Below are 19555 nucleotides of genomic sequence, written 5' to 3' on the forward strand. Positions count from 1 at the left end.
GTGCCGGACAGTGCTGCGCGCGAGGATCGCAGCAACATTCGCGGCCAAATGCGCGGCATGCGGCTTGCCTTGCTGACTTTCGCGCTCTCGCTCGCGACGTTTATCGAAGTACTCGACTCGACCGTCACCAATGTCGCGGTGCCGGCTATTTCCGGCAGCCTCGGCGTGTCGAATAGCCAGGGCACATGGGTTATCAGTTCGTATTCGGTCGCCGCCGCGATTGCGGTGCCGCTGACGGGCTGGCTCGCGCAGCGGTTCGGCGAAACGCGGCTTTTTCTCGCGGCGGTGATTCTGTTCACCTCGACCTCGCTGTTGTGCGGCATGGCCGCCAACTTTCACGTGCTGGTCGTGTGCCGCGCCTTGCAGGGGCTGTTTTCCGGGCCGATGGTGCCGCTGTCGCAAACCATTCTGCTGCGCAGTTTTCCGCCGCAAAGACGGGTCGTGGCGCTCGCGCTATGGGCGATGACGGTACTGCTCGCGCCGATTTTCGGGCCGGTCGTGGGCGGCTGGATTATCGACAACTTCTCGTGGCCGTGGATCTTTCTGATCAATCTGCCGATCGGCGTGTTCTCGTTTTCGGTGTGCACGACGCTCTTGCGCCGCGACGCGCATGATTCGGCAACTGAAGCGACCGGAGAGACAGGAGAGACCGCTGCGACCAGGGCGGCCACGCGTGTCGATCTTCCCGGTATTGCGTTGCTCGTGCTCGGCGTCGGCTCGCTGCAAGTCGTGCTCGACCTCGGGCACGACCGCGGCTGGTTCGATTCGCCGCTGATTCTGACGCTTTCGATCGTCGCGGCGCTGTCCATCGTGTCGTTGTTGATCTGGGAAGCGGGCGAGGCGCATCCGGTGATCGATCTGAGCCTGTTTCGCGACCGCACGTTTTCGTTCTGCGTGCTGATTATCTCGCTCGGCATGATGAGTTTTTCGGTGGTCGGCGTGGTGTTTCCGCTCTGGTTGCAGGCCGTGATGGGCTATACCGCCTATCACGCGGGACTCGCCACCGCGCCGCTCGGCGTGCTCGCGCTCGTGTTTTCGATTCTGGTCGGCATTTACGCGCCGCGTTTCGACGCGCGCGTCCTCGCGACGTTCGGCTTTCTCGTATTCGCGGCCGTGCTGTGGTGGAACGCGCATTTCACGCTGACAATGACCTTCGTGCAGATCATCACGCCCGGTCTGATCCAGGGCATCGGCCTGCCGTGCTTTTTTATTCCGCTGACCGCCGCGACGCTGTCGCGCGTACCCGATCACAAGCTGGCCGCCGCCTCGAGCCTGTCGAATTTCCTGCGCACGCTGTCGGCCGCATTCGGCACCGCGATGAGCGTCACGTTGTGGGACAACCGCGCGTTGTTTCACTACGACGTGATTTCCCAGGCGGTGACGAAATCGTCGGGCAATACGCAGCAGTTCGTGCAGAAGCTGCATGGTTTCGGGATCGACGGCGCGCGCGAAGTCACGACGCTGCACCACGTCGTGCAGCAGCAGGCCTACATGATGGCGACCGGCGACATGTTCTATATGGCGAGCGTCACCTGTCTCGCGCTCGCCGCGATGATGTGGCTCACGCGTCCGAAACGCGGCTCCGCGATGACGCTCGGACACTAGGAGAAAGCCAATGACGAAATTGGCCGCGCTGATCGTACTGTTTCATCCGAACGACGAACAACTCGCGCGTGCGGTGGCGATGCGCGCGGTGTGCGACCGCCTGCTCGTGATCGACAACTCGCCCGAGCCCGACGCTCGCGCGGCGCAAGTGCTCGGCGATGCCGGCATCGCACTGCTGCATCACGGCAATCGTCACGGCATTGCGGGCGCATTCAATAGCGGACTGCATGCGCTGTTCGGCCACGGTATGGACGCGGTCGCGCTGTTCGATCAGGACTCGACCATGCCTGAGGGCTATTTCGACGTGATGCGCGAGCGTTGCACGCCGCTCGATGGTCAGCCGTTCCTGATGGGGCCACGTATTTTCGACGAAAACGATCAGCGCTATTTGCCGGAACTCGTCACGAGCGGCCTCGCGGTCAAGCGCCTCGCGACGGATGCCGCTGCCTCATTGCAGCGCTGCGCGTTTCTGATCTCCTCGGGCTCCGTTATTTCGCGCGAGGCATTCGCGCGTCTCGGCCGTTTCGACGAAAGCCTGTTTATCGATCACGTCGATACCGAGTACTGCCTGCGCGCCTTGCTGCGCAACGTACCCGTGTATGTCGTGCCGTCGCTCGTGCTACTGCACCGGATCGGTTCGCGGCGCCGCCATAAACTCGGCGCATTCGAAATGACGACGATGAATCACCCCGGCTTTCGCCGCTATTACAGCGCACGCAATGCGATGCAACTCGCGTTGCAATATGGCTTGCGCCTGCCAGTCGCGATCGTGCCGAACCTGCTCACGCTATGGCAGATCGTACAGATCGTTCTGGCCGAACACGACAAGCTCGCGAAGCTGAGCGCGATCGCGCAGGGGCTGATCGACGGTTTGTTCGGACGCATGGGACCGCTCGAACAGGTCCGTCCACGGCTGGCCGCAAAAACGGCTAGCGTGAGGAAGGCCACCGCGGCGGGTTCCTCTTCTCCATCACGCGCCGGCGAAGCCGCGCTGCATCACCCGCACCATTCATGAAACCGCTCATGAAGCCAACCACCATGCGATTTCTTACGCGACACGCGCTGCCCATGCTGCTGATCTCGGCGGCGTTGAGCGGCTGCGTCAGCGATGCCGGTTTGCATGCGAGTGTCGAACCGCTGCAACCGGGTGCCGATGCGCTCGCGAAAACGCTCGGCCCCGACGCGAACGGCGCATGGCCCGCACCCGATTGGGTCAAGCGCTACGGCGATCCGCAACTCGACGAACTGGCCGCCGAGGCATTGCAGCACAATCCCGATCTGCAGATCGCGCAGGCGCGCGTCGGCGCGGCGCAGTCGCAACTGGAGCAATTTGCCTCGTTGTCCGGATTGAACGGCACGGCGCTTGCGTCGGTCAACAAGGCGCGCCTGCCGCAACCGAACAATGTCGCGAACGTGTCCGTCGCGGGACAGCAGTTTCCGGTGCAACTGTTCGACGATCCGGTGGTGTCGCCATCGGCATTGATGGCGGGGCTCAGCTATCAGCTCGATCTGTGGGGCAAGAATGCCGCGCTTACGCGCAGCCTGCTGTCTTCGCGCGATGCGGCGCGCGTCGACGCGGAACAGGCGCGCCTTACGCTGATGGTCGCACTCGTCACGCTGTACTGCGAACTGGACCGCGCATTCACGATGCAAGCGCTGTTGCTGCAGAAGCAACAGGCGGCCGACGGTGTCGATACGGTATTGCGCGAGCGCAGCGCGCGCGGCATCGACAATGCGTACGACGCGGCCGATGCCGAGTTGAAGCGCAGCCGCCTCGCGTCGCAACAGGCCCTCAACGACGAGCGCATCACGCTGACCGAGTTGCAGCTCGGCGTGCTGACGGGCCGAGGGCCCGAGCGTGGCCTGTCGCTGCATCGTCCGCAACTCGCGGCGGCCGCCGACGCGCCGTTGCCCGCGCAATTGCCGGTCGATCTGCTCGGCCGCCGGCCCGATATCGTCGCCGCGCGGCTGCGTGCCGAAGCGGCACTCAACCATATCGACGCGACGCGCGCGCAGTTCTATCCCGACGTCAATCTTGCGGCGTTCGCGGGCTTGACCGCGTTGACGCCGGCCGCGCTGTTCTCGCGCGCGGCGCTGACCGGCTCGGTCGGGCCGGCGATTTCGCTGCCGGTGTTCGACCGTACGCGGCTGCGCGCGCAATTGCACGGCGACTACGCGAACGTCGACGCGGCGGTGAGCCTCTACAACAAGACCGTCGATGAAGCGCTCGGCGACGTCGCGCGTCAACTGACTTCGCTGCGCACGGTCGAGCGTCTGTCGGCCGAGCAGAACCGCGCGGTCGATTCGGCCACGCGCATCGTCGCGATTGCGCGCGAGCGGCACCGGCGCGGCATCGGCATGCAGAAGGACGTGATGCTCGCCGATCTGTCGCTGCTCGACGAACGCGCGCAACAGGCCGATCTGCAAGGCCGCCGCATGCTGCTGCAAGTCGCGCTGATCGGCGCGCTCGGCGGCGGCTTCGACGAACGCAAGATCAGCGGCGCACCGATCGTTCATTCGCAGACGGTTCTTTTCTCTCACGCACGCCTCATGGATTCGCACTTCGATTGAATGCATAACGATAAACAGGCACAGCAGGCGGCCGGCTGGACACAGGAACAGGCCCACGCAGCGCACGCGGCGGAGAGCGGCGCACCCGATGCGAAGCGCGCAACGCGGCGGCGGCGCTTTGCGATCTTCTTCGGCGTGGTCGCGCTCGCCGGTGTGGCGTGGCTCTCGTACTGGGGCTTCAGTTCGCGCTTCTTCGAGGAAACCGACGACGCTTACGTGGCCGGCAACATCGTGCAGATCGCGGCGCAAATCCCCGGTACGGTCACCGACATTCTGGTCGAGAACACGCGCCACGTGCGCGCGGGCCAGCCGCTCGTCAAGCTCGACGATGCCGAGGCCGCTGCCGCGTTTGCGCAGGCGCGCGCGCAGTTGACGTCGGCCGTGCGTCAGGTGGCGAACGCCGCGATTTCGCGCAAGCTCTATGTGCAATCGATCGACGCGCGCCGCGCCGAACTCGCGCTCGCGCAGCGTGCGTTGGCCGCGCGCGATCATGCGTCGGTGGAAGTGGTGTCGCCGGAAGAACTCGCGCGTGCGAAAGAGACGGTGGCTGTCGCGCAGGCGAATCTCGCGTCCGCGCAGGTGCAGCTCGATGCCGCGCGCGCGCTCGGCGGCAAATCGTCGATCGAATCGAGTCCGCCCGTGTTACAGGCCGCCGCGCAGTTGCGGCTCGCTTACCGGAACCTGCAACGCACGACGGTGATTGCACCGATCGACGGCACGGTCGGCCAGCGTGCGGTGCAGATCGGCCAGCAGGTCGGGCCCGGCGTGACGCTGATGTCGATCGTTCCGCTCGAACATCTCTGGGTCGAGGCGAACTTCAAGGAAGGGCAGATTCGCCATATGCGCGTGGGCCAGCCGGTGCGGCTCGTGTCGGACGTGTATGGCTCGCAGGTCGTTTATCACGGCCACGTCGAAGGTTTTTCGGCGGGCACGGGCAGTGCGTTTTCGATGCTGCCGTCGCAGAACGCGGCGGGCAACTGGATCAAGGTCGTGCAGCGCGTGCCGATCGTGATTTCGCTCGATGTGGCCGAACTGGCTGCGCATCCGCTGCGGCTCGGTTTATCGATGCAGGCTTCGGTCGATACGCATGAGCGCGGCGGTCATCTGATCGGCAACGATACGTCGGCGATTACGCAGAGCACGCGTGTGCATGACGACGTTTCGCGTGAAGCGGATGCGTTGATCGAGAAGATCGTGCGGGAGAACAGCGATCGCACGGGCGCGGCGGATTAGTGAGCGGCTTCGCTGAGAGGCTTCGATGGCGGAACGTGCTGGTGAGGATGTACCGGCATGGTTCCGCGTAGACCCTAACTCCGTAGGCATCGCGCTAATTTAATTGCCGGGCTCCAGCACCGGTTTGTCCGGCTCGGCCTGCGTACGATAAGGCAGCTGCGCGGCATGCGGGTTCGTGACGGTGTTGTCGATGACGCGCTCGACGTCCGCGGTTTTCGCGAGTTCGGTCAGGAATGTCTTCTTGTCGAAACCCGGCGCGACGCAGCCTTCGACATAAATAAAGCGGCGCTGCAAGGTCAGCCAGAGCGTGGACTGTTCGCGCCAGTGCGTCGCGACGTTGAGATTCGCGAGACGCCGCCGCACGGTTTCGGCGATTTCCGCGTCGTATAGATAGGCGTTCGGCAAGCGGCAGCGTCCTTCGATCCAGCAGCTATTGCCACGCTCGATGCGGTAATGGCTGTCGTCGAGCCATTCCTGTTCCGTTTCGAATGGACCGAGCGGTGTCGGGCAATCGGCGATTGCCTGGGATATCTGAAAGAAAGGATCATGGCCGCGATTGAGGCGCGGCGCTTCGGCATAGGCGTGCGCCGTTGCCGCGCAGATCAGCAGACAGGCAAGCCGGCGTTCGGTCAGGCGTTTCATGCTTGCTCCAGTTCCTGCTGCGGTTTGGGGAGTCCTCAAGCACCGGTGGTGAAACAGGCTTGAAAGCATCGGCGCGCGCCATCGATCCATTATCGCGCGACCCGCGAAGCAACCTAGCGCCGCGCGCGCCGATATTCGACCGCGAACTTGATCAGCTCCGCCTGCCCCTCGATTTCGAGTTTGCGCTTCAGATTCTGCCTGTGCGTCTCCACGGTGCGCACGGACAGATCGTTGCGTTGCGCGATCTGCTTGCTCGACAGACCCTCGGCGAGCGCATCGAGAATATCGCGCTCGCGAGGCGTGAGCCGCTCGACCGGCGATTGCGTCGCCGACGCCTGGATCAGCCGCGCGCTCAATTCCGCGCTGAAAAACGTCTTGCCGTCGAGCACCGCGCCGATCGCCTGAATGATTTCGAGCGCGGGCGAATCCTTCAGCACATAGCCGCTCGCACCGGCGCGCACCGCTTGCGTCACGTATTCGAGGTTGTCGTGCATCGACAGCATCAGCACGCGAATCGCCGGAAAACGCTCGTGAAAAAGGCCCGTCAACGCAATGCCGTTCATGCCGTTCTTCATGCCGACGTCCATCAGCGCGAGGTGCGGTGCCGCCTTCTCGGCGAGTGCGAGCGCTTCCTGTGCGTTGTCCGCTTCGCCGACCACTTCGAAATGGCGCACGGCTTCGAGACGCGCGCGCAGGCCGTCGCGCACGAGCGGATGATCGTCGACGAGCAGCAGGCGCGCGCTCGTGGCAGAAGCGTTGTCGTTCATGAGCGGATTTCCTGCAAGGGCGGCAGCGGGGCATCGGTGGTTGGCAACGGCACGCGCGCGGTGACGACGGTGTGGCCCGCCTGCGAGGCGAGCGCGAGTTTGCCGCCAAGCGCTTCGAGCCGTTCGCGCATGTTGCGCAGACCGACGCCCGCGCGCCGGCCGACGAACGCATCGGTGACGTCGAAGCCGCGGCCATTGTCGGCGATCGTCAGCGTGACCGCGTCGTGCGCGATGTCGAGCGCAAGCGATGCACTCGACGCCTGCGCATGACGGACGATGTTGGTCAGCGCTTCCTGGGCGATGCGAAAGAGCGCGGTGTTGACCGCATCGGGCAAGGTGGCCGCGTGCGTGTGCGCGATCTGCGTGAAGCCGATCTCGATGCCCGACTGTTCGCTCAGTTCGCGCGTGAGCTGTTCGAGCGCGGCGGCGACGCCGAGGTCGTCGAGCATCGACGGCCGCAGCGCATGAGAAATGCGCCGGACTTCGCGCAGCGTATCGCCGAGCCGGGTAAGACCGGTGGACAGCGCGGCTTCGGCGGCGGGCACGCGCGCGTCGCCGCGTTCGAGGCGCGCGAGCGCCGATTCGAGCAGCAGCTTCACGGAGACCATCATCTGGCTGATGCCGTCGTGCAATTCGCGCGACAGCCGCGCGCGTTCGTTTTCCTGCGATTCGACCACCTGGCGCGCGAGCCGCTTCAGTTTCGCGTCGGCGCTGCGATATTCGCTGACGTTGAGCACGAGCGCGCACAGCGCGATCACCGCGAGCCCGGCCACCGCGATCGCGTCGATCCACTTCATCGTGCGATCGATATTGGCGGCCGCCTCGGCGTCGATATGCGCGAGCGTCGAGTCGACGTCGTCGAGATAGATGCCGGTGCCGATCATCCAGCCCCAGCGTTCGAGCGGCACCACGTAGCCGAGTTTCGACTCGATCTTGCCGGTCGACGGGCGATGCCATAGATAGCGCACGTAACCGCCGCCGCGCGTGGCCGCGGCGAGCAGTTGCTGGATCGTCGGCGCGCCCTGGCTGTCGCGCAGCGACCAGAGATCGCGGCCGACCAGATCGGGCTCGCGCGGATGCATCAGCGAGCGGCCATGCATGTCGTAGACGAAGAAGTAGCCGTCCTCGCCGAAATCCATCTTCTTGAGCACGGCGAGCGCGCGCATGCGCAGCAGCGCGTCGTCGCGCGCATTGTCGCGGCCGGCCTCGTAGAGCGGCTCGATCGCGGTGGTCGCGAGTTCGACGTAGTGCCTGAGTTCGATCTCCTTGCTCGCGAGGTAAGCGGCCTGGGTCGTCGCGTGCTGCCGCTCGGCGAGTGCCGTGGCTTCGCGGCGCACCCCCGTTTCGATGCTGGCGATCGCCGCCAGGAACGGCACGATCGCGAGCAGCACAATCTTTGCTTTGAGTTTCATCGTTGAAAAACGGCCGGCAGTCTACGTAGTATTACGTAGACTGCTTACGTAGTTGCGCGCTTGTAAGGACGCCCGTGAAGGCGAATACTACATCCCCGCGGCGCGCCGTGCCGCGTGGGGGGCCCTGCGCGCCGTTCGCGGAGCGGTTTCGGCACTTGCGGCGCAAGCGCTCGCGCGAGCCGCGGCGTTCGGGCCGTTTCTTAGGGAATTCCCGGAATTCCATGAAATTCCCCGAACGGCGCGCCCGCTGCCTGTTTTTCCGCCTGACCTCAGGCAACCGGACACCTGCACGCCAGGCCATAAGCGATGACGCGCGGTGTCGACAAGACCCAGGAGACATACGTGGAGACCACCACTTCCGCCGGCCGTTCATGGCGCTGGCTCATTCTGCTGATTCCTTATATCGCGCTGCTGTGGCTGCCGTTCTATAACGACGCGCATCCCTCGTTCGCGGGCTTTCCGTTTTTCTACTGGTATCAGTTTCTGTGGGTGCCGTTGACCTCGCTGCTGGTCTACATCGTGTATCGAGGTATCAAATGAGCGACCTGAATCCAGTGAACCCCGTCTCGATGTCGGTATTCATCGCGTTCTTCGTGCTCGTGACCGTGATCGGCTTTTTTGCCGCGCGCTGGAAGCGGGGCGATCTCACGCAATTGCACGAGTGGGGCCTCGGCGGCCGCCAGTTCGGCACGATCATTTCGTGGTTCCTCGTCGGCGGCGATTTCTATACTGCCTATACCGTGATCGCGGTGCCCGCGCTCGTTTATTCGGTCGGCGCGTATGGCTTCTTCGCGTTGCCGTACACGATCATCGTCTATCCGTTCGTATTCGCGGTGATGCCAAAGCTGTGGAAAGTCGCGCACGACAAAAACCACATCACGGCGGCCGACTACGTGCACGGCGAGTACGGCGGCAAGTGGTTTCCGGCCGCGGTCGCGCTGACCGGCATCGTCGCGACGATGCCGTATATCGCGCTGCAACTGGTCGGCATGCAGGTCGTCATCAAGGGGCTCGGCGTGAGCGGTGAAATGCCGCTGATCGTCGCGTTCGTGATTCTCGCGCTCTACACCTATGCGAGCGGTTTGCGCGCGCCGGCGATGATCGCGTTCGTCAAGGACATCATGATCTATATCGTCGTGATCGCGGCGGTATGGCTGATTCCGGTGAAGCTCGGCGGCTACGGACACGTGTTCGCGGTGGCCGACGCGCACTTCCAGGCGAAGGGCGGCGCGACCGGCATTCTGCTGAAGCCGTCGCAGTACACCGCATTCGCCTCGCTCGCGCTCGGCTCGGCGCTCGCCGCGTTCATGTATCCGCATACGATGACGGCGGTGTTGTCGTCGGCGTCGGCCAAGACCGTGCGCAAGAACGCGATCTTCCTGCCGGCGTACACGCTGCTGCTCGGCCTGATCGCGCTGCTCGGCTATATGGCGATCGCGGCCGGCGTGAACGTGAAGTCGGCCAGCGACGTCGTGCCCGCGCTGTTCGGCACGCTGTTCCCGGCGTGGTTCATCGGCTTCGCGGCGGCTGCGATTGCGATCAGCGCGCTGGTGCCGGCGGCGATCATGTCGATCGGCGCGGCGAATCTGTTCACGCGCAATCTGTGGCGTCCGCTGGTTGCGCCGAATCTTTCGCCGCAAGCCGAGGCCGCCAACGCGAAGATCGTCTCGCTGGTCGTGAAGTTCGGCGCGCTGCTGTTCATCGTGTTTCTGCCGACGCAGTACGCGATCGATCTGCAACTGCTCGGCGGCGTGTGGATTCTGCAGATTTTCCCGGCCGTCGTGTTCTCGCTGTACACGCGCCGCCTCAATACGCCGGGCCTGTTCATTGGCTGGCTCGTCGGTATCGCGCTCGGCACGGGCCTCGCGATTTCGCAGGGGCTCAAGCCGGTGTACGGGCTGCATGTCGGCCATGAGGACTATCCGCTTTATATCGGCATGATCGCGCTGGCGGCGAACATTGTCGTGAGCTTTGCGGTGTCGGCGCTGTCGCCGCGCAGGGCAGCAGTGACGACGGCCTGATCGGCGTCTCGTTGACTGGTTTGAAAAAACGCCTTGGCGCGAATAGCGCCAAGGCGTTTTTTATTGCGTCGGTTCCGCGCCGTTCTGTTTCGTTTTGGTCCGCGCCGTTCCGTTCAGGCAGCGGCCTGGCAAGGTGGCAATGCCAACGCGGCGGAGCGGCCGACGAATCAGCCGTGCAGCACGCCCACTCCGCTAGAACCGCTCGACGCGAAACGGCCACGGGTCCACGAGCGTTTCCTCGCCGCTCATCATCTCGGCGAGCAGCCGGCCCGTCACCGGCCCGAGCGTCAGGCCGTGATGCGCGTGGCCGAATGCAAACCACAGGCCCTGATGCTTCTTCGCCGCACCGATGATCGGCATCATGTCCGGCGTGCAGGGGCGGCGCCCCATCCACGGCTCGGCGTCGAGACGCTCGCCGAGCGGGAACAGCGTGCGCGCGATCGGCTCGACCGCGTCGAGTTGCGCCGGTGTTTTGTCCGCGTCGCGCCGCGCGATTTCCGCGCCGGTGGTCAGGCGGATGCCGCGCGCCATCGGCGCAAGCACGTAGCCGTTTTCGGCGTCGAGCACCGGATGATTGAGCCGCGCCGTCTGACGCGGCGCATAGTGCATGTGATAGCCGCGCTTGACCGCGAGCGGCAGCCGATACCCGAGCCGCGTACTGATGCGATCCGACCACGGCCCGAGCGCGACGACGACCGACTCGGCCTCGAGCGTCCCTTCCTGCGTGTCGACTTGCCAGCCTTCGCGCAGCGTGTCGGCGTCGCCGATAAAAAACCGCCCGCCGAGCGCTTCGAAATAGCGTGCATATGCGGTGACGAGTGCGTTCGGATCGCTGACCGTGTCGGAGTCCGGATAACGCAGGCCGCCTTGCAGACGCTTGTCGAGGTCGGGTTCCAGCTGCCGCAGACGCGGTGCGTCGAGCGTTTCAAACGCGACGCCGTATTCGCGATGCCAGCGCTCGGCGATCCGTATTTCGGCATCCCTGGCAATACCGCTGCGAAACACCTTGATCCAGCCGGTCGGGCGCAGCAGCGCGCTGGCTCCCGCGGCGGCGGCCAGCGCGTGATGTTCGCTGATGCAATGCTCGATCAGCGTCGCGTACGACTTCGCGATGGCCGCGTGCTTCAGCGGATGCGAGTTGCGCCAGTAGCGCCACAGAAACGGCGCGGTTTCGAGCATGGCGTTGGCGTGATAGCGCACCTCGGGCGACTGGTTGCGCGCATAGCGCAGCAGCGTGCCGAGCCTGCGCGGCAGCGCGTACGGATAGACGCCTTCGCGCTGGATCAGCCCCGCGTTGCCGAACGAGGTCTCGTTGCCGGGCTGCTTGCGGTCGAGCAGCGCGACCGCGCGTCCGCGTTTCTGAAGATGCACGGCGACGCACACACCGACAATGCCGGCGCCGAGCACCACGGTATCGAATTTCATGCGGCTGCGCGTCTCGTCCAGGGTCACTGCGGGTCACAGCCGGGTTACGGCTCTCGACGCTCGGAACAGGGCGGCAGCCTGGAAAGGCAGGGGACGGCGAGGATGCGGCGAAGGGAGCGTGCTTTTATCTTATACGCTGATCGGCCCGCTGATCTATTGGCGAAAAACCGTGGTTGGGAAAGCCCCAGGGCCGCGCAAAAGTCGCGCTACGGGTGCGGTTTGCGCCATCGGAACGCATGTTTGAAATGTCTCGCGGACGGGGGCGATCGGGGAAGAGATCGGCCTCGCGCCCGTCAGCGTGTAAACTGCTGAGTTTTTTGCTTCCAGTGGTATGTTGCAAGCCCCCCAGCGCACCGCTCTGAGCGGGCCCGCGCTCGTTCGCCTACTGACCCGTTTCGCGGAGGTCGATGCCGTCGAATCGCGGCAATCGCTGTCGGATCAACTGAGCCAGTGGCTCGGCTGGACCGATGCGATCGCGTTGTCGTCGGCGTTGAACGGCGCGCCGCCGACCGTCGCCGCCGGCGCACGCGGCTTCGGCCGCGCCGACGAGGACGAATGCGCACGCGTGCGCGGCTCGCTCGCGAGCGCCATCGCCGGCGACAGCGTGCTTGCGCCAGCGCGGCGGCACGCACCGGCGCGGGCGTCGGCACCGGCTCACGGATCGGCGCATGGTTCGACGCGGATGTCGGCACAGATGTCGGCACAGCTACCGGCGCAACGCGGCGGCGCCGACCCGCAAGCCGACTACGCGGTGTTTCGTCAGCGCTATCTCGCGCTCCAGCAGTCGATGGAGACGGCGATCGGCGCGTTGCGCAGCCGTCTGCGCGCGCTGCTCGCCGCGCGCACGCCGGCGTTCGCGCGCCTCGCGGTCGTGGATGCGGTGATGGAGCGCGCGCTGAGCGAGCGCGAGCGGACCGTGCTGGCGGCGGTGCCGGGATTGCTCGGCGGGCACTTCGCGCGTTTGCGCGAGGCCGCGCTTCAGCGGCAGGCCGAGGCTGAAGCAGCCGAAGCTGAAACCGCAGCCGCAGCGGATGCCGCGCGGCAAAAGCTGGCCGCAGCCGATACCGCAGCCGAAGCCGAAGGCGATGCCAGCGCCGCACCGCAGAGCCCGGCACAGACGCAAGCCGGAGTCGATCCCACGCCGGCCAAAGCGCTTGCGGATGCCGCGCGCGACATCACTACTGCCGAGGCAAAAGCCGTGACCGCGGCCACGGATCCCACTGGGCTCTCCGCGACCGCCGGCCACCGCGCGCCGGTCACGCAGGACGCGTGGCTGGACGTATTCCGCAAGGACATGCAGAGCGTCTTGCTTGCCGAACTGGATGTCCGTTTTCAACCGGTCGAAGGGCTGCTCGCGGCCCTTCGCGCCTGCTAACTGGGACCCCATGTCCAGATATCGTATCGATCTCGTCGTGTTTCTCGCGGGTCTCGCCGCTGTGTGCTGGATCGCAGCCGGCTATGCCGTCACCAACCCGCTCGCGTTCGCCGTCACGCTGCTGATCGGCATGTTCTACGTGCTGGGCGCGCTCGAATTGCGCCGCTATAGCCAGGCCACCGGCACGTTGACGCGCGCGGTCTCCGCACTGTCCGGTCCGCCGCCGGGGCTGTCGGCGTTTCTCGACACGCTGCATCCGGGGTTGCGCAATGCCGTGCGTCTGCGTGTCGAGGGCGAGCGCGTGGCGCTGCCGGGCCCCGCGTTGGCTCCTTATCTGGTCGGCCTGCTGGTTCTGCTCGGCATGCTCGGCACGCTGCTCGGCATGGTGATGACGCTGCGCGGCACCGGCCTCGCGCTCGAAAGCGCCAGCGATCTGCAGGCGATCCGCGCCTCGCTGGCGGCGCCGGTCAAGGGGCTCGGCTTCGCGTTCGGCACCTCGATCGCGGGTGTTTCGACGTCCGCGATGCTTGGGCTCCTGTCGGCGCTGTGCCGCCGCGAACGGCTCGATGCCGCGCAACAGCTCGACCTGAAGATCGCGACGACGCTGCGCGTCTATTCGCGCCGCCATCAGCGCGAGGAAAGCTTCCGGCTGCTGCAGCGCCAGTCCGACGCGATGCCGCAACTGGTCGAACGTTTGCAGACGATGATGAGCGCGATCGAGCAGCAGAGCGTCGCGTCGAACGAACGGCAGATCGCGGGCCTCGACGCGTTTTACGGCCGCACCGAGGCCGCGTACCAGCGCCTCGCCGGCGTCATCGAACAGTCGCTGAAGGACAGCGTGGCCGGCAGCGCGCGTGCGGCCGGCGAGGCGTTGCAGCCGGTCGTCGCCGCGACGATGGCCGGTCTCGCGCGCGAGACCACGGCGTTGCACGACTCCGTGACGCAGGCGGTGCACAGGCAGCTCGACGGCATGTCGGACGGCTTCGCGGCGACCAGCGCGAACGTCGCGCGGATCTGGAACGACGCGCTCGCCGGACACCGCGAGGCGAGCGAGGCGCTCGCCGGACAGCAGCGCGCGTCGCTCGCGCGTGTCGCCGAAACCTTCGAGCAACGCTCGGCGGCCTTGCTCGACGGCGTGTCCGCGCGGCTCGAAGCGAGCGCGAGCGGCATGTCGCAGGCGTGGGATGCGGCGCTCTCGCGTCAGCACAGTGCGGGCGAACAGCTTGCGGCGAACAACGAGCAGGCGCTGGCGCAGGCCGCGGCGACGTTCGAGCGGCATGGCGCGTCGTTGCTGCAAGCGGTCGGCCAGTCGCATGCGGACTTGCAGACGCAACTCGCGGCATGCGACGAACAGCGCCTGAGCGCGTGGACCGAGTCGCTTGGGGCGATGAACGCGAAGCTGGGTGAGCAATGGCAGCAGACCGGTGAGCAAACCGCGAGCCGTCAGCGGGAGATTTGCGAAACGCTGGCGCGAACCGCGCGCGATATTTCGGCGCAAACACAGACTCATGCACGGGAGACAATCGGCGAAATCGACCGCCTCGTACAGGCAGCAGCCGAAGCACCGAAGGCCGCGCTGGCGATGCAAACCGAACTGGCCGCGCGCGATGAGCAGCGTTTGACTACGTGGACTGAAACGCTTGGCGCGATGGCTGCGAATCTGAGCGAGCAATGGCAGCAGACCGGTGAGCAAACCGCGAGCCGTCAGCAGGAAATCTGCGAAACGCTGGCACAGACCGCGCGTGATATTTCGGTGCAAGCGCAAGCGCATGCAACGGAAACGATTGGCGAAATCGACCGCCTTGTACAGGCAGCGGCCGAAGCCCCGAAGGCCGCACTGGCGATGCAAACCGAACTGGCCGCACGCGACGAACAACGTCTGACCACGTGGACCGCAACGCTCGGCGCGATGGCTACAAAGCTGAGCGAGCAATGGCAGCAGACCGGCGCGCAAACCGCAAACCGTCAGCAGGAGATTTGCGAAACGCTGGCTCAAACCGCGCGTGATATTTCGGCGCAAACACAGACTCACGCACGCGAAACAATCGGCGAAATCGACCGCCTCGTACAGGCAGCGGCCGAAGCACCGAAGGCCGCGCTGGCGATGCAAACCGAACTGGCCGCACGCGACGAACAACGCCTGACCACATGGACCGAAACGCTCGGCGCAATGGCTGCGAATCTGAGCGAACAATGGCAGCAGACCGGCGCGCAAACCGCAAGCCGTCAGCAGGAAATCTGCGAAACGCTCGCTCAAACCGCACGCGACATCTCGGCGCAAACACAGACCCACGCACGCGAAACGATCGCCGAAATCGAACGGCTCGTGCAGGCGGCATCGGAAGCGCCGAAGGCCGCCGCCGAGGTCGTCGCCGAACTGCGCCAGAAGCTCTCCGACAGCATGGTCCGCGATACCGCGATGCTGCAGGAACGCAGCCGTCTGCTCGAAACGCTGGAGACGCTGCTCGATGCGGTCAACCACGCGTCCACTGAACAGCGCACGGCCGTCGATGCGCTCGTTTCCACCTCGGCGGATTTGCTGGAGCGCGTCGGCAGCCGTTTCACCGATCACCTCGAACACGAGACCGGCAAGCTCGGCGCGGTCGCCGCGCAAGTCACCGGCAGCGCGGTCGAAGTGGCGAGCCTTGGCGAAGCATTCGGCGCGGCCGTGCAGGTCTTCGGTGAATCGAACGACAAGCTCGTCGCGCATCTCGAACGCATCGAAGCGGCGCTCGGCAGATCGCTCACGCGCAGCGACGAGCAACTGGCCTATTACGTCGCCCAGGCGCGTGAAGTAGTCGACCTGAGCGTGATGTCGCAGAAGCAGATCGTCGAGGATCTGCAACGGCTTGCCGTGCAGCGCGCAACCGCCGGAGCCGACGCGGTATGAGCGAGGACATCGACGGCGGCGTGGAAACGGCCGCGCCGATCTGGGCCGCTTTCGGCGATCTGATGTCGGTGCTGCTCGGCGCGTTCGTGCTGATTCTGGTGGGCGTGATCGGCGTGCAGCTCGAACTGTCGAGCAAGCTCGAACAGGAGGTCAAGCAGCGCCAGGCCGAAACGCAGCGCCGCAAGACGCTCGAACAGGCGCTCGCCGGGCCGCTCGCGGCGGGTCGCGTGACGCTCGTCAACGGGCGCATCGGCATTAGCGGCAACGTGCTGTTCGCCTTGAACTCGGATCAGTTGCAGCCCGAGGGCCGCGCGTTGCTGAAGAGCCTCGCCGGACCGCTTGGCGCCTATCTGCGTGCGAGCGACCAGATTCTGATGGTGAGCGGCTTTACCGACGACCAGCGTTTGCGCGAAGGCAACCGGCGTTTCGCCGATAACTGGGAGCTGTCGGCGCAGCGCGCGCTGACCGTGACGCGCGCGCTGATCGACGACGGCGTGCCGGCGGCGTCGCTGTTCGCGGCCGCGTTCGGTTCGGGCCAGCCGGTGAGTTCGAATGCCGACGAGCAGGGCCGCGCGAAAAACCGTCGCGTCGAAATCGCGCCGGTGCCGCGGCCGTCCGCCGCGGCCGCCACGGAGAAGTCCGGTGCTTGACGACGAGCGCGGCGAGTATGGCGAGAGTAGCGAGCAGGGCAATCGGGACGGGAGCGCGGCGAGCCTGACGCATGCCGTGCAGGACGATGCGCGCCATCCGGTTCGCGCCGCGCTCGACGCATGGCGCGCGCGCGGCGCGGATCGCCTCGACCCGGTGCGCTTTCATTTCATCGAGGCACTGGCGCGGCGCGTGCTGCATCACCACGGCGAGGCGCGGCGCGTGCTCGACGAGAGACTGGCGGGATTGCTCGATGCCTATGCGGCCGTCGTGGCCGAGGCCGATAGCGCGTCCGAACCTTCTGCGGCGGCAGGCGAGTCCAATGACGACGCGACACTCGCGAGCCTCGTCGAACGCATGGCTCATCGCGCGCGTCCTCATGGCGAGGCCAGCGCCGCCGCTTATCCCGAACTGCCCGCGCTCGATTACTTCAGGGACGTCTGGTCCAGAGTCCGCACCGAGAAGCAGGTGCGTCAGTCGCTCGCGAAGGTGCCGGGCAATGCGGGGCCGCTCAATTCGAGCAGCCTCGTGCATCGCGCGTTGTCGTTGATGCGTGAGTTGTCGCCGGAATATCTGAAGCAGTTTCTGTCGTACGTCGATACGCTGGCGTGGCTCGAACAGATGAACGGCGGCGCGCCCGCCGCTAAGGAAACGCCGCGCGCGGCCAGCGCGGGCAAGGGCACGCGCGGCAAGGCGCGCTGAATTCCGCCGGCGTTCATGCCGAGGTTCGCGCCGCGCCGAAGCGTTCAGTCGAAATCGAACATATCGAAAATCGAACGCTTCTTCCGGTAGCCACGATAGTCCGCGCGGCGCTCGTCGTGGCCGCGCTGGCGCTCTCCTTCATACCTGCGCTCTGCGTGCCGCGCATCGTCGCGTGTGGGGCCCGCGTCGCCTATGTCCTGCGCAATCAGCTTGTCGAGTTCGCCGCGATCGAGCCATACGCCGCGGCAGTTCGGGCAGTAGTCGATCTCGATCGAGCGGCGCTCGGTCATCAGCAGATCGGTCGTCGTGCAGACAGGGCATTTCATGATGAAGCTCCTTGTGTTCGCGGGCATCGAACGGGCCGATGCCCTTTTTCAAACAACCTTCAAATTTTCAAACCGCATTTCAGGCATGCGGGACCTGAGGTGCGCCGCCGAGGCACGCAATCGATGCTCGCAATCGCGCTGTCGAGCCGCAGTGACGGCGACCATCACCGCACGACGTTTTCCACCCGCTTCGCCGGCTTCGCTTTCGCGCGCCTCGCGAGCATGTTCATCATCTCGACGAATGCGGAGAACGCCATCGCCGCGTAGATGTAAGCCTTCGGCACGTGCGAGCCGAAACCTTCGGCGATCAGCGTCATGCCGATCACGAGCAGGAAGCTCAGCGCCAGCATCACGATGGTCGGATTGCGCTCGATGAAGCGCGCGAGCGGCTGCGCGGCGAACAGCATTGCCATGACCGAGACGATCACCGCGACGAACATGATCGGCATGTGCTCGGTCATGCCGACCGCGGTGATGATGCTATCGACCGAAAACACGAGGTCGAGCACGATGATCTGGCCGATCGCGGCCGCCACGCCCAACTGCACGGTCGAGCTTGCCTTGGCGGCGACGTCGTCCGCGTGGGTCACGTGATGGCGGATTTCGCTCGTCGCCTTCCACACGAGGAACAGGCCGCCGCCGAGCAGGATCAGATCGCGCCACGAAAACCCGTGGCCGAACAGCGTGAACACGGCTTCGGTCAACTGCGCGATCCATGCGACCGTGCCGAGCAGGGTCAGCCGCATCACCAGCGCGAGCATGAGGCCGAGGCGCTGCGTGCGCGCGCGTTGCGCGGCCGGCAACTTGTTGCTGAGGATCGAGATGAAGATCAGGTTGTCGATGCCGAGCACGATCTCCATCACGATCAGCGTGAGGAGCGCGGCCCAGGTGGCGGGATCGGCGGCGAGGGCGAGCAGGGTATCCATGAGATGGTTCGTCAAAGGCGATGCGCCGGTGGTGGCGGAACCGTCATGATCGGGATTTTCATGGTTTGAATAAACCAGTGATAAGCTGAGCAATACATCGGTTTTTTCGAAGTATCAAACGAGCATGCTCAACTACCGTCATCTGTACTATTTCTGGATCGTCGTGAAGGAAGGCGGTTTCGCGCGCGCCGCCGAACGGCTCGACATGGCCGTGCAGACGATCAGCGCACAGGTGCGCGAGCTCGAAAAAGCGCTCGGGCGTCAGCTGCTGAAGCCGGCCGGGCGCGGCGTCGCGATGACCGAAGCCGGCGAGCAGGCGTTCAATCGCGCCGAGCAGATCTTCCAGCTCGGCGAGGCCTTGCTCGACGAAATGCGCGAGGCGACCGGCGAAGGCGCGGTGCGCTTCGCGGTCGGGTTGTCCGACGGCATGTCGAAGCTCGCCGCGCATGCGCTGCTCGCGCCGGTGCTGGCCACGCCGTCGCTGCGACTGCTGTGCCACGAGGGCGAGCCCGCGCAGCTATTGTCGGAGCTGGCGTTGCATCGGCTCGATCTCGTACTTGCCTGTCAGCCGGCGCCGCATGGCGCGGATCTGCGCGTCGTGAGCCAGCGTGTCGCCGGTTCGCCGGTGGATTGGTACGGCCCCGCGCAGATCGTGCGCAAGCCGGTTCGCGCGAGTTTTCCGCACTGTCTCGCGGAGGTGCCCGTGCTGCTGCCGACCCGTCACGGTGCCTTGCGCGCGCGGCTCGACCGCTGGTTCGAGGCGCAGGGCGTTCGTCCGCGCATCGTCGGCGAATTCGAGGACAGCGCGCTGATGGCGGTGTTCGCGGCGCGCGGGCTCGGCGTGTTTCCGCTCGCGGAGCCAGGCGCCGACGATCTGTCGTTGCTGCCGGGATTGCGCCGGCTCGGCCGCGCGGACGGCGTGCTCGAAGAGATTCACGCGATCCGTTCGCGGCGCGGCCAGCACCATGCGCTGGCCTCGCAGGTGATCGCGGCGGCGCAGCCGTGAGAGCGA

At 65.6% G+C, this 19555-nt stretch carries 17 protein-coding genes; 11 read left to right on the forward strand and 6 right to left on the reverse strand.

Going from position 1 to position 19555, the window contains the following annotated elements; genetic code table 11:
• Window positions 1-48 precede the first annotated feature (48 nt).
• From F3J19_RS17660 to F3J19_RS17675, 4 genes are read left to right on the forward strand one after another with little or no spacing between them, the layout of a single operon-like run.
• Window positions 49-1605: a DHA2 family efflux MFS transporter permease subunit gene (locus F3J19_RS17660; protein WP_240159053.1), complete on the forward strand. Its 1557-nt coding sequence runs from the start codon at window positions 49-51 to the stop codon at window positions 1603-1605.
• Window positions 1606-1615: 10 nt separating this feature from the next.
• A complete protein-coding gene (locus F3J19_RS17665) occupies window positions 1616-2620 on the forward strand; it encodes a glycosyltransferase family 2 protein (RefSeq protein ID WP_167043624.1) in 1005 nt (334 codons plus the stop codon).
• A gap of 8 nt (window positions 2621-2628) precedes the next feature.
• Window positions 2629-4176, forward strand: coding sequence for an efflux transporter outer membrane subunit (locus tag F3J19_RS17670; RefSeq protein WP_167043625.1), 1548 nt, complete (start codon window positions 2629-2631; stop codon window positions 4174-4176).
• Entirely contained in the window at window positions 4177-5409 is a 1233-nt protein-coding gene (locus F3J19_RS17675; RefSeq protein ID WP_167043627.1) for an efflux RND transporter periplasmic adaptor subunit, read from the forward strand.
• 99 nt (window positions 5410-5508) lie between these two features.
• Here the strand turns inward: F3J19_RS17675 and F3J19_RS17680 are convergent, their stop codons facing one another.
• From F3J19_RS17680 to F3J19_RS17690, 3 genes are all read right to left on the reverse strand, one after another.
• The gene (locus F3J19_RS17680; RefSeq protein WP_167043629.1) at window positions 5509-6051 is read right to left on the reverse strand and encodes a hypothetical protein; all 543 of its coding nucleotides are present in this window, start codon (window positions 6049-6051) and stop codon (window positions 5509-5511) included.
• A 113-nt stretch (window positions 6052-6164) separates the two neighbouring features.
• Window positions 6165-6818 carry a response regulator transcription factor gene (locus F3J19_RS17685; RefSeq protein WP_167043631.1) on the reverse strand — a complete coding sequence of 218 codons (654 nt, stop codon included), beginning with the start codon at window positions 6816-6818 and terminating at the stop codon, window positions 6165-6167.
• Complete coding sequence (locus F3J19_RS17690; RefSeq protein WP_167043633.1) at window positions 6815-8230, reverse strand: cache domain-containing protein; 1416 nt, start codon at window positions 8228-8230, stop codon at window positions 6815-6817. The genes F3J19_RS17685 and F3J19_RS17690 overlap by 4 nt, the downstream gene beginning before the upstream one ends.
• 342 nt (window positions 8231-8572) lie before the next feature.
• Here F3J19_RS17690 and F3J19_RS17695 point away from each other — a divergent pair, with 342 nt between their 5' ends.
• Window positions 8573-8770 (forward strand): DUF3311 domain-containing protein, encoded by a 198-nt coding sequence (locus F3J19_RS17695; protein WP_167043635.1) that lies wholly within the window; start codon window positions 8573-8575, stop codon window positions 8768-8770.
• Window positions 8767-10251 carry a sodium:solute symporter family protein gene (locus F3J19_RS17700; RefSeq protein ID WP_167043637.1) on the forward strand — a complete coding sequence of 495 codons (1485 nt, stop codon included), beginning with the start codon at window positions 8767-8769 and terminating at the stop codon, window positions 10249-10251. The genes F3J19_RS17695 and F3J19_RS17700 overlap by 4 nt, the downstream gene beginning before the upstream one ends.
• A 192-nt stretch (window positions 10252-10443) precedes the next feature.
• Here the strand turns inward: F3J19_RS17700 and F3J19_RS17705 are convergent, their stop codons facing one another.
• Entirely contained in the window at window positions 10444-11676 is a 1233-nt protein-coding gene (locus F3J19_RS17705; protein ID WP_167043639.1) for an FAD-dependent oxidoreductase, read from the reverse strand.
• Window positions 11677-12007: 331 nt separating this feature from the next.
• On the opposite strand from F3J19_RS17705, the gene F3J19_RS17710 reads away from it, so the two are divergent.
• The 4 genes from F3J19_RS17710 (at window position 12008) to F3J19_RS17725 (ending at window position 17291) form a co-directional block, all read left to right on the forward strand.
• A complete protein-coding gene (locus tag F3J19_RS17710; RefSeq protein WP_167043641.1) occupies window positions 12008-13051 on the forward strand; it encodes a DUF3348 domain-containing protein in 1044 nt (347 codons plus the stop codon).
• A gap of 10 nt (window positions 13052-13061) precedes the next feature.
• Window positions 13062-15941, forward strand: a complete 2880-nt coding sequence (locus F3J19_RS17715; protein WP_167043643.1) for a DUF802 domain-containing protein — start codon at window positions 13062-13064, stop codon at window positions 15939-15941.
• Window positions 15938-16591, forward strand: coding sequence for an OmpA family protein (locus F3J19_RS17720; RefSeq protein ID WP_167043645.1), 654 nt, complete (start codon window positions 15938-15940; stop codon window positions 16589-16591). Before F3J19_RS17715 ends, F3J19_RS17720 begins: the two co-directional genes overlap by 4 nt.
• A 76-nt stretch (window positions 16592-16667) precedes the next feature.
• The gene (locus tag F3J19_RS17725; RefSeq protein ID WP_345891050.1) at window positions 16668-17291 is read left to right on the forward strand and encodes a DUF2894 domain-containing protein; all 624 of its coding nucleotides are present in this window, start codon (window positions 16668-16670) and stop codon (window positions 17289-17291) included.
• A 44-nt stretch (window positions 17292-17335) separates the two neighbouring features.
• On the opposite strand, the gene F3J19_RS17730 is transcribed toward F3J19_RS17725, so the two are convergent.
• Complete coding sequence (locus F3J19_RS17730; protein ID WP_167043649.1) at window positions 17336-17617, reverse strand: zf-TFIIB domain-containing protein; 282 nt, start codon at window positions 17615-17617, stop codon at window positions 17336-17338.
• Between the two features lie 164 nt (window positions 17618-17781).
• Window positions 17782-18543, reverse strand: coding sequence for a TerC family protein (locus F3J19_RS17735; protein ID WP_167043651.1), 762 nt, complete (start codon window positions 18541-18543; stop codon window positions 17782-17784).
• Between the two features lie 124 nt (window positions 18544-18667).
• Between F3J19_RS17735 and F3J19_RS17740 the strand changes: the two genes are divergently transcribed.
• Window positions 18668-19549 (forward strand): LysR family transcriptional regulator, encoded by an 882-nt coding sequence (locus F3J19_RS17740; RefSeq protein ID WP_167043653.1) that lies wholly within the window; start codon window positions 18668-18670, stop codon window positions 19547-19549.
• The last annotated feature ends 6 nt before the right edge of the window (window positions 19550-19555 follow it).

The sequence above is a fragment of the Burkholderia sp. Ax-1724 genome (assembly GCF_011752995.1).
Taxonomy (GTDB): Bacteria; Pseudomonadota; Gammaproteobacteria; order Burkholderiales; family Burkholderiaceae; genus Paraburkholderia.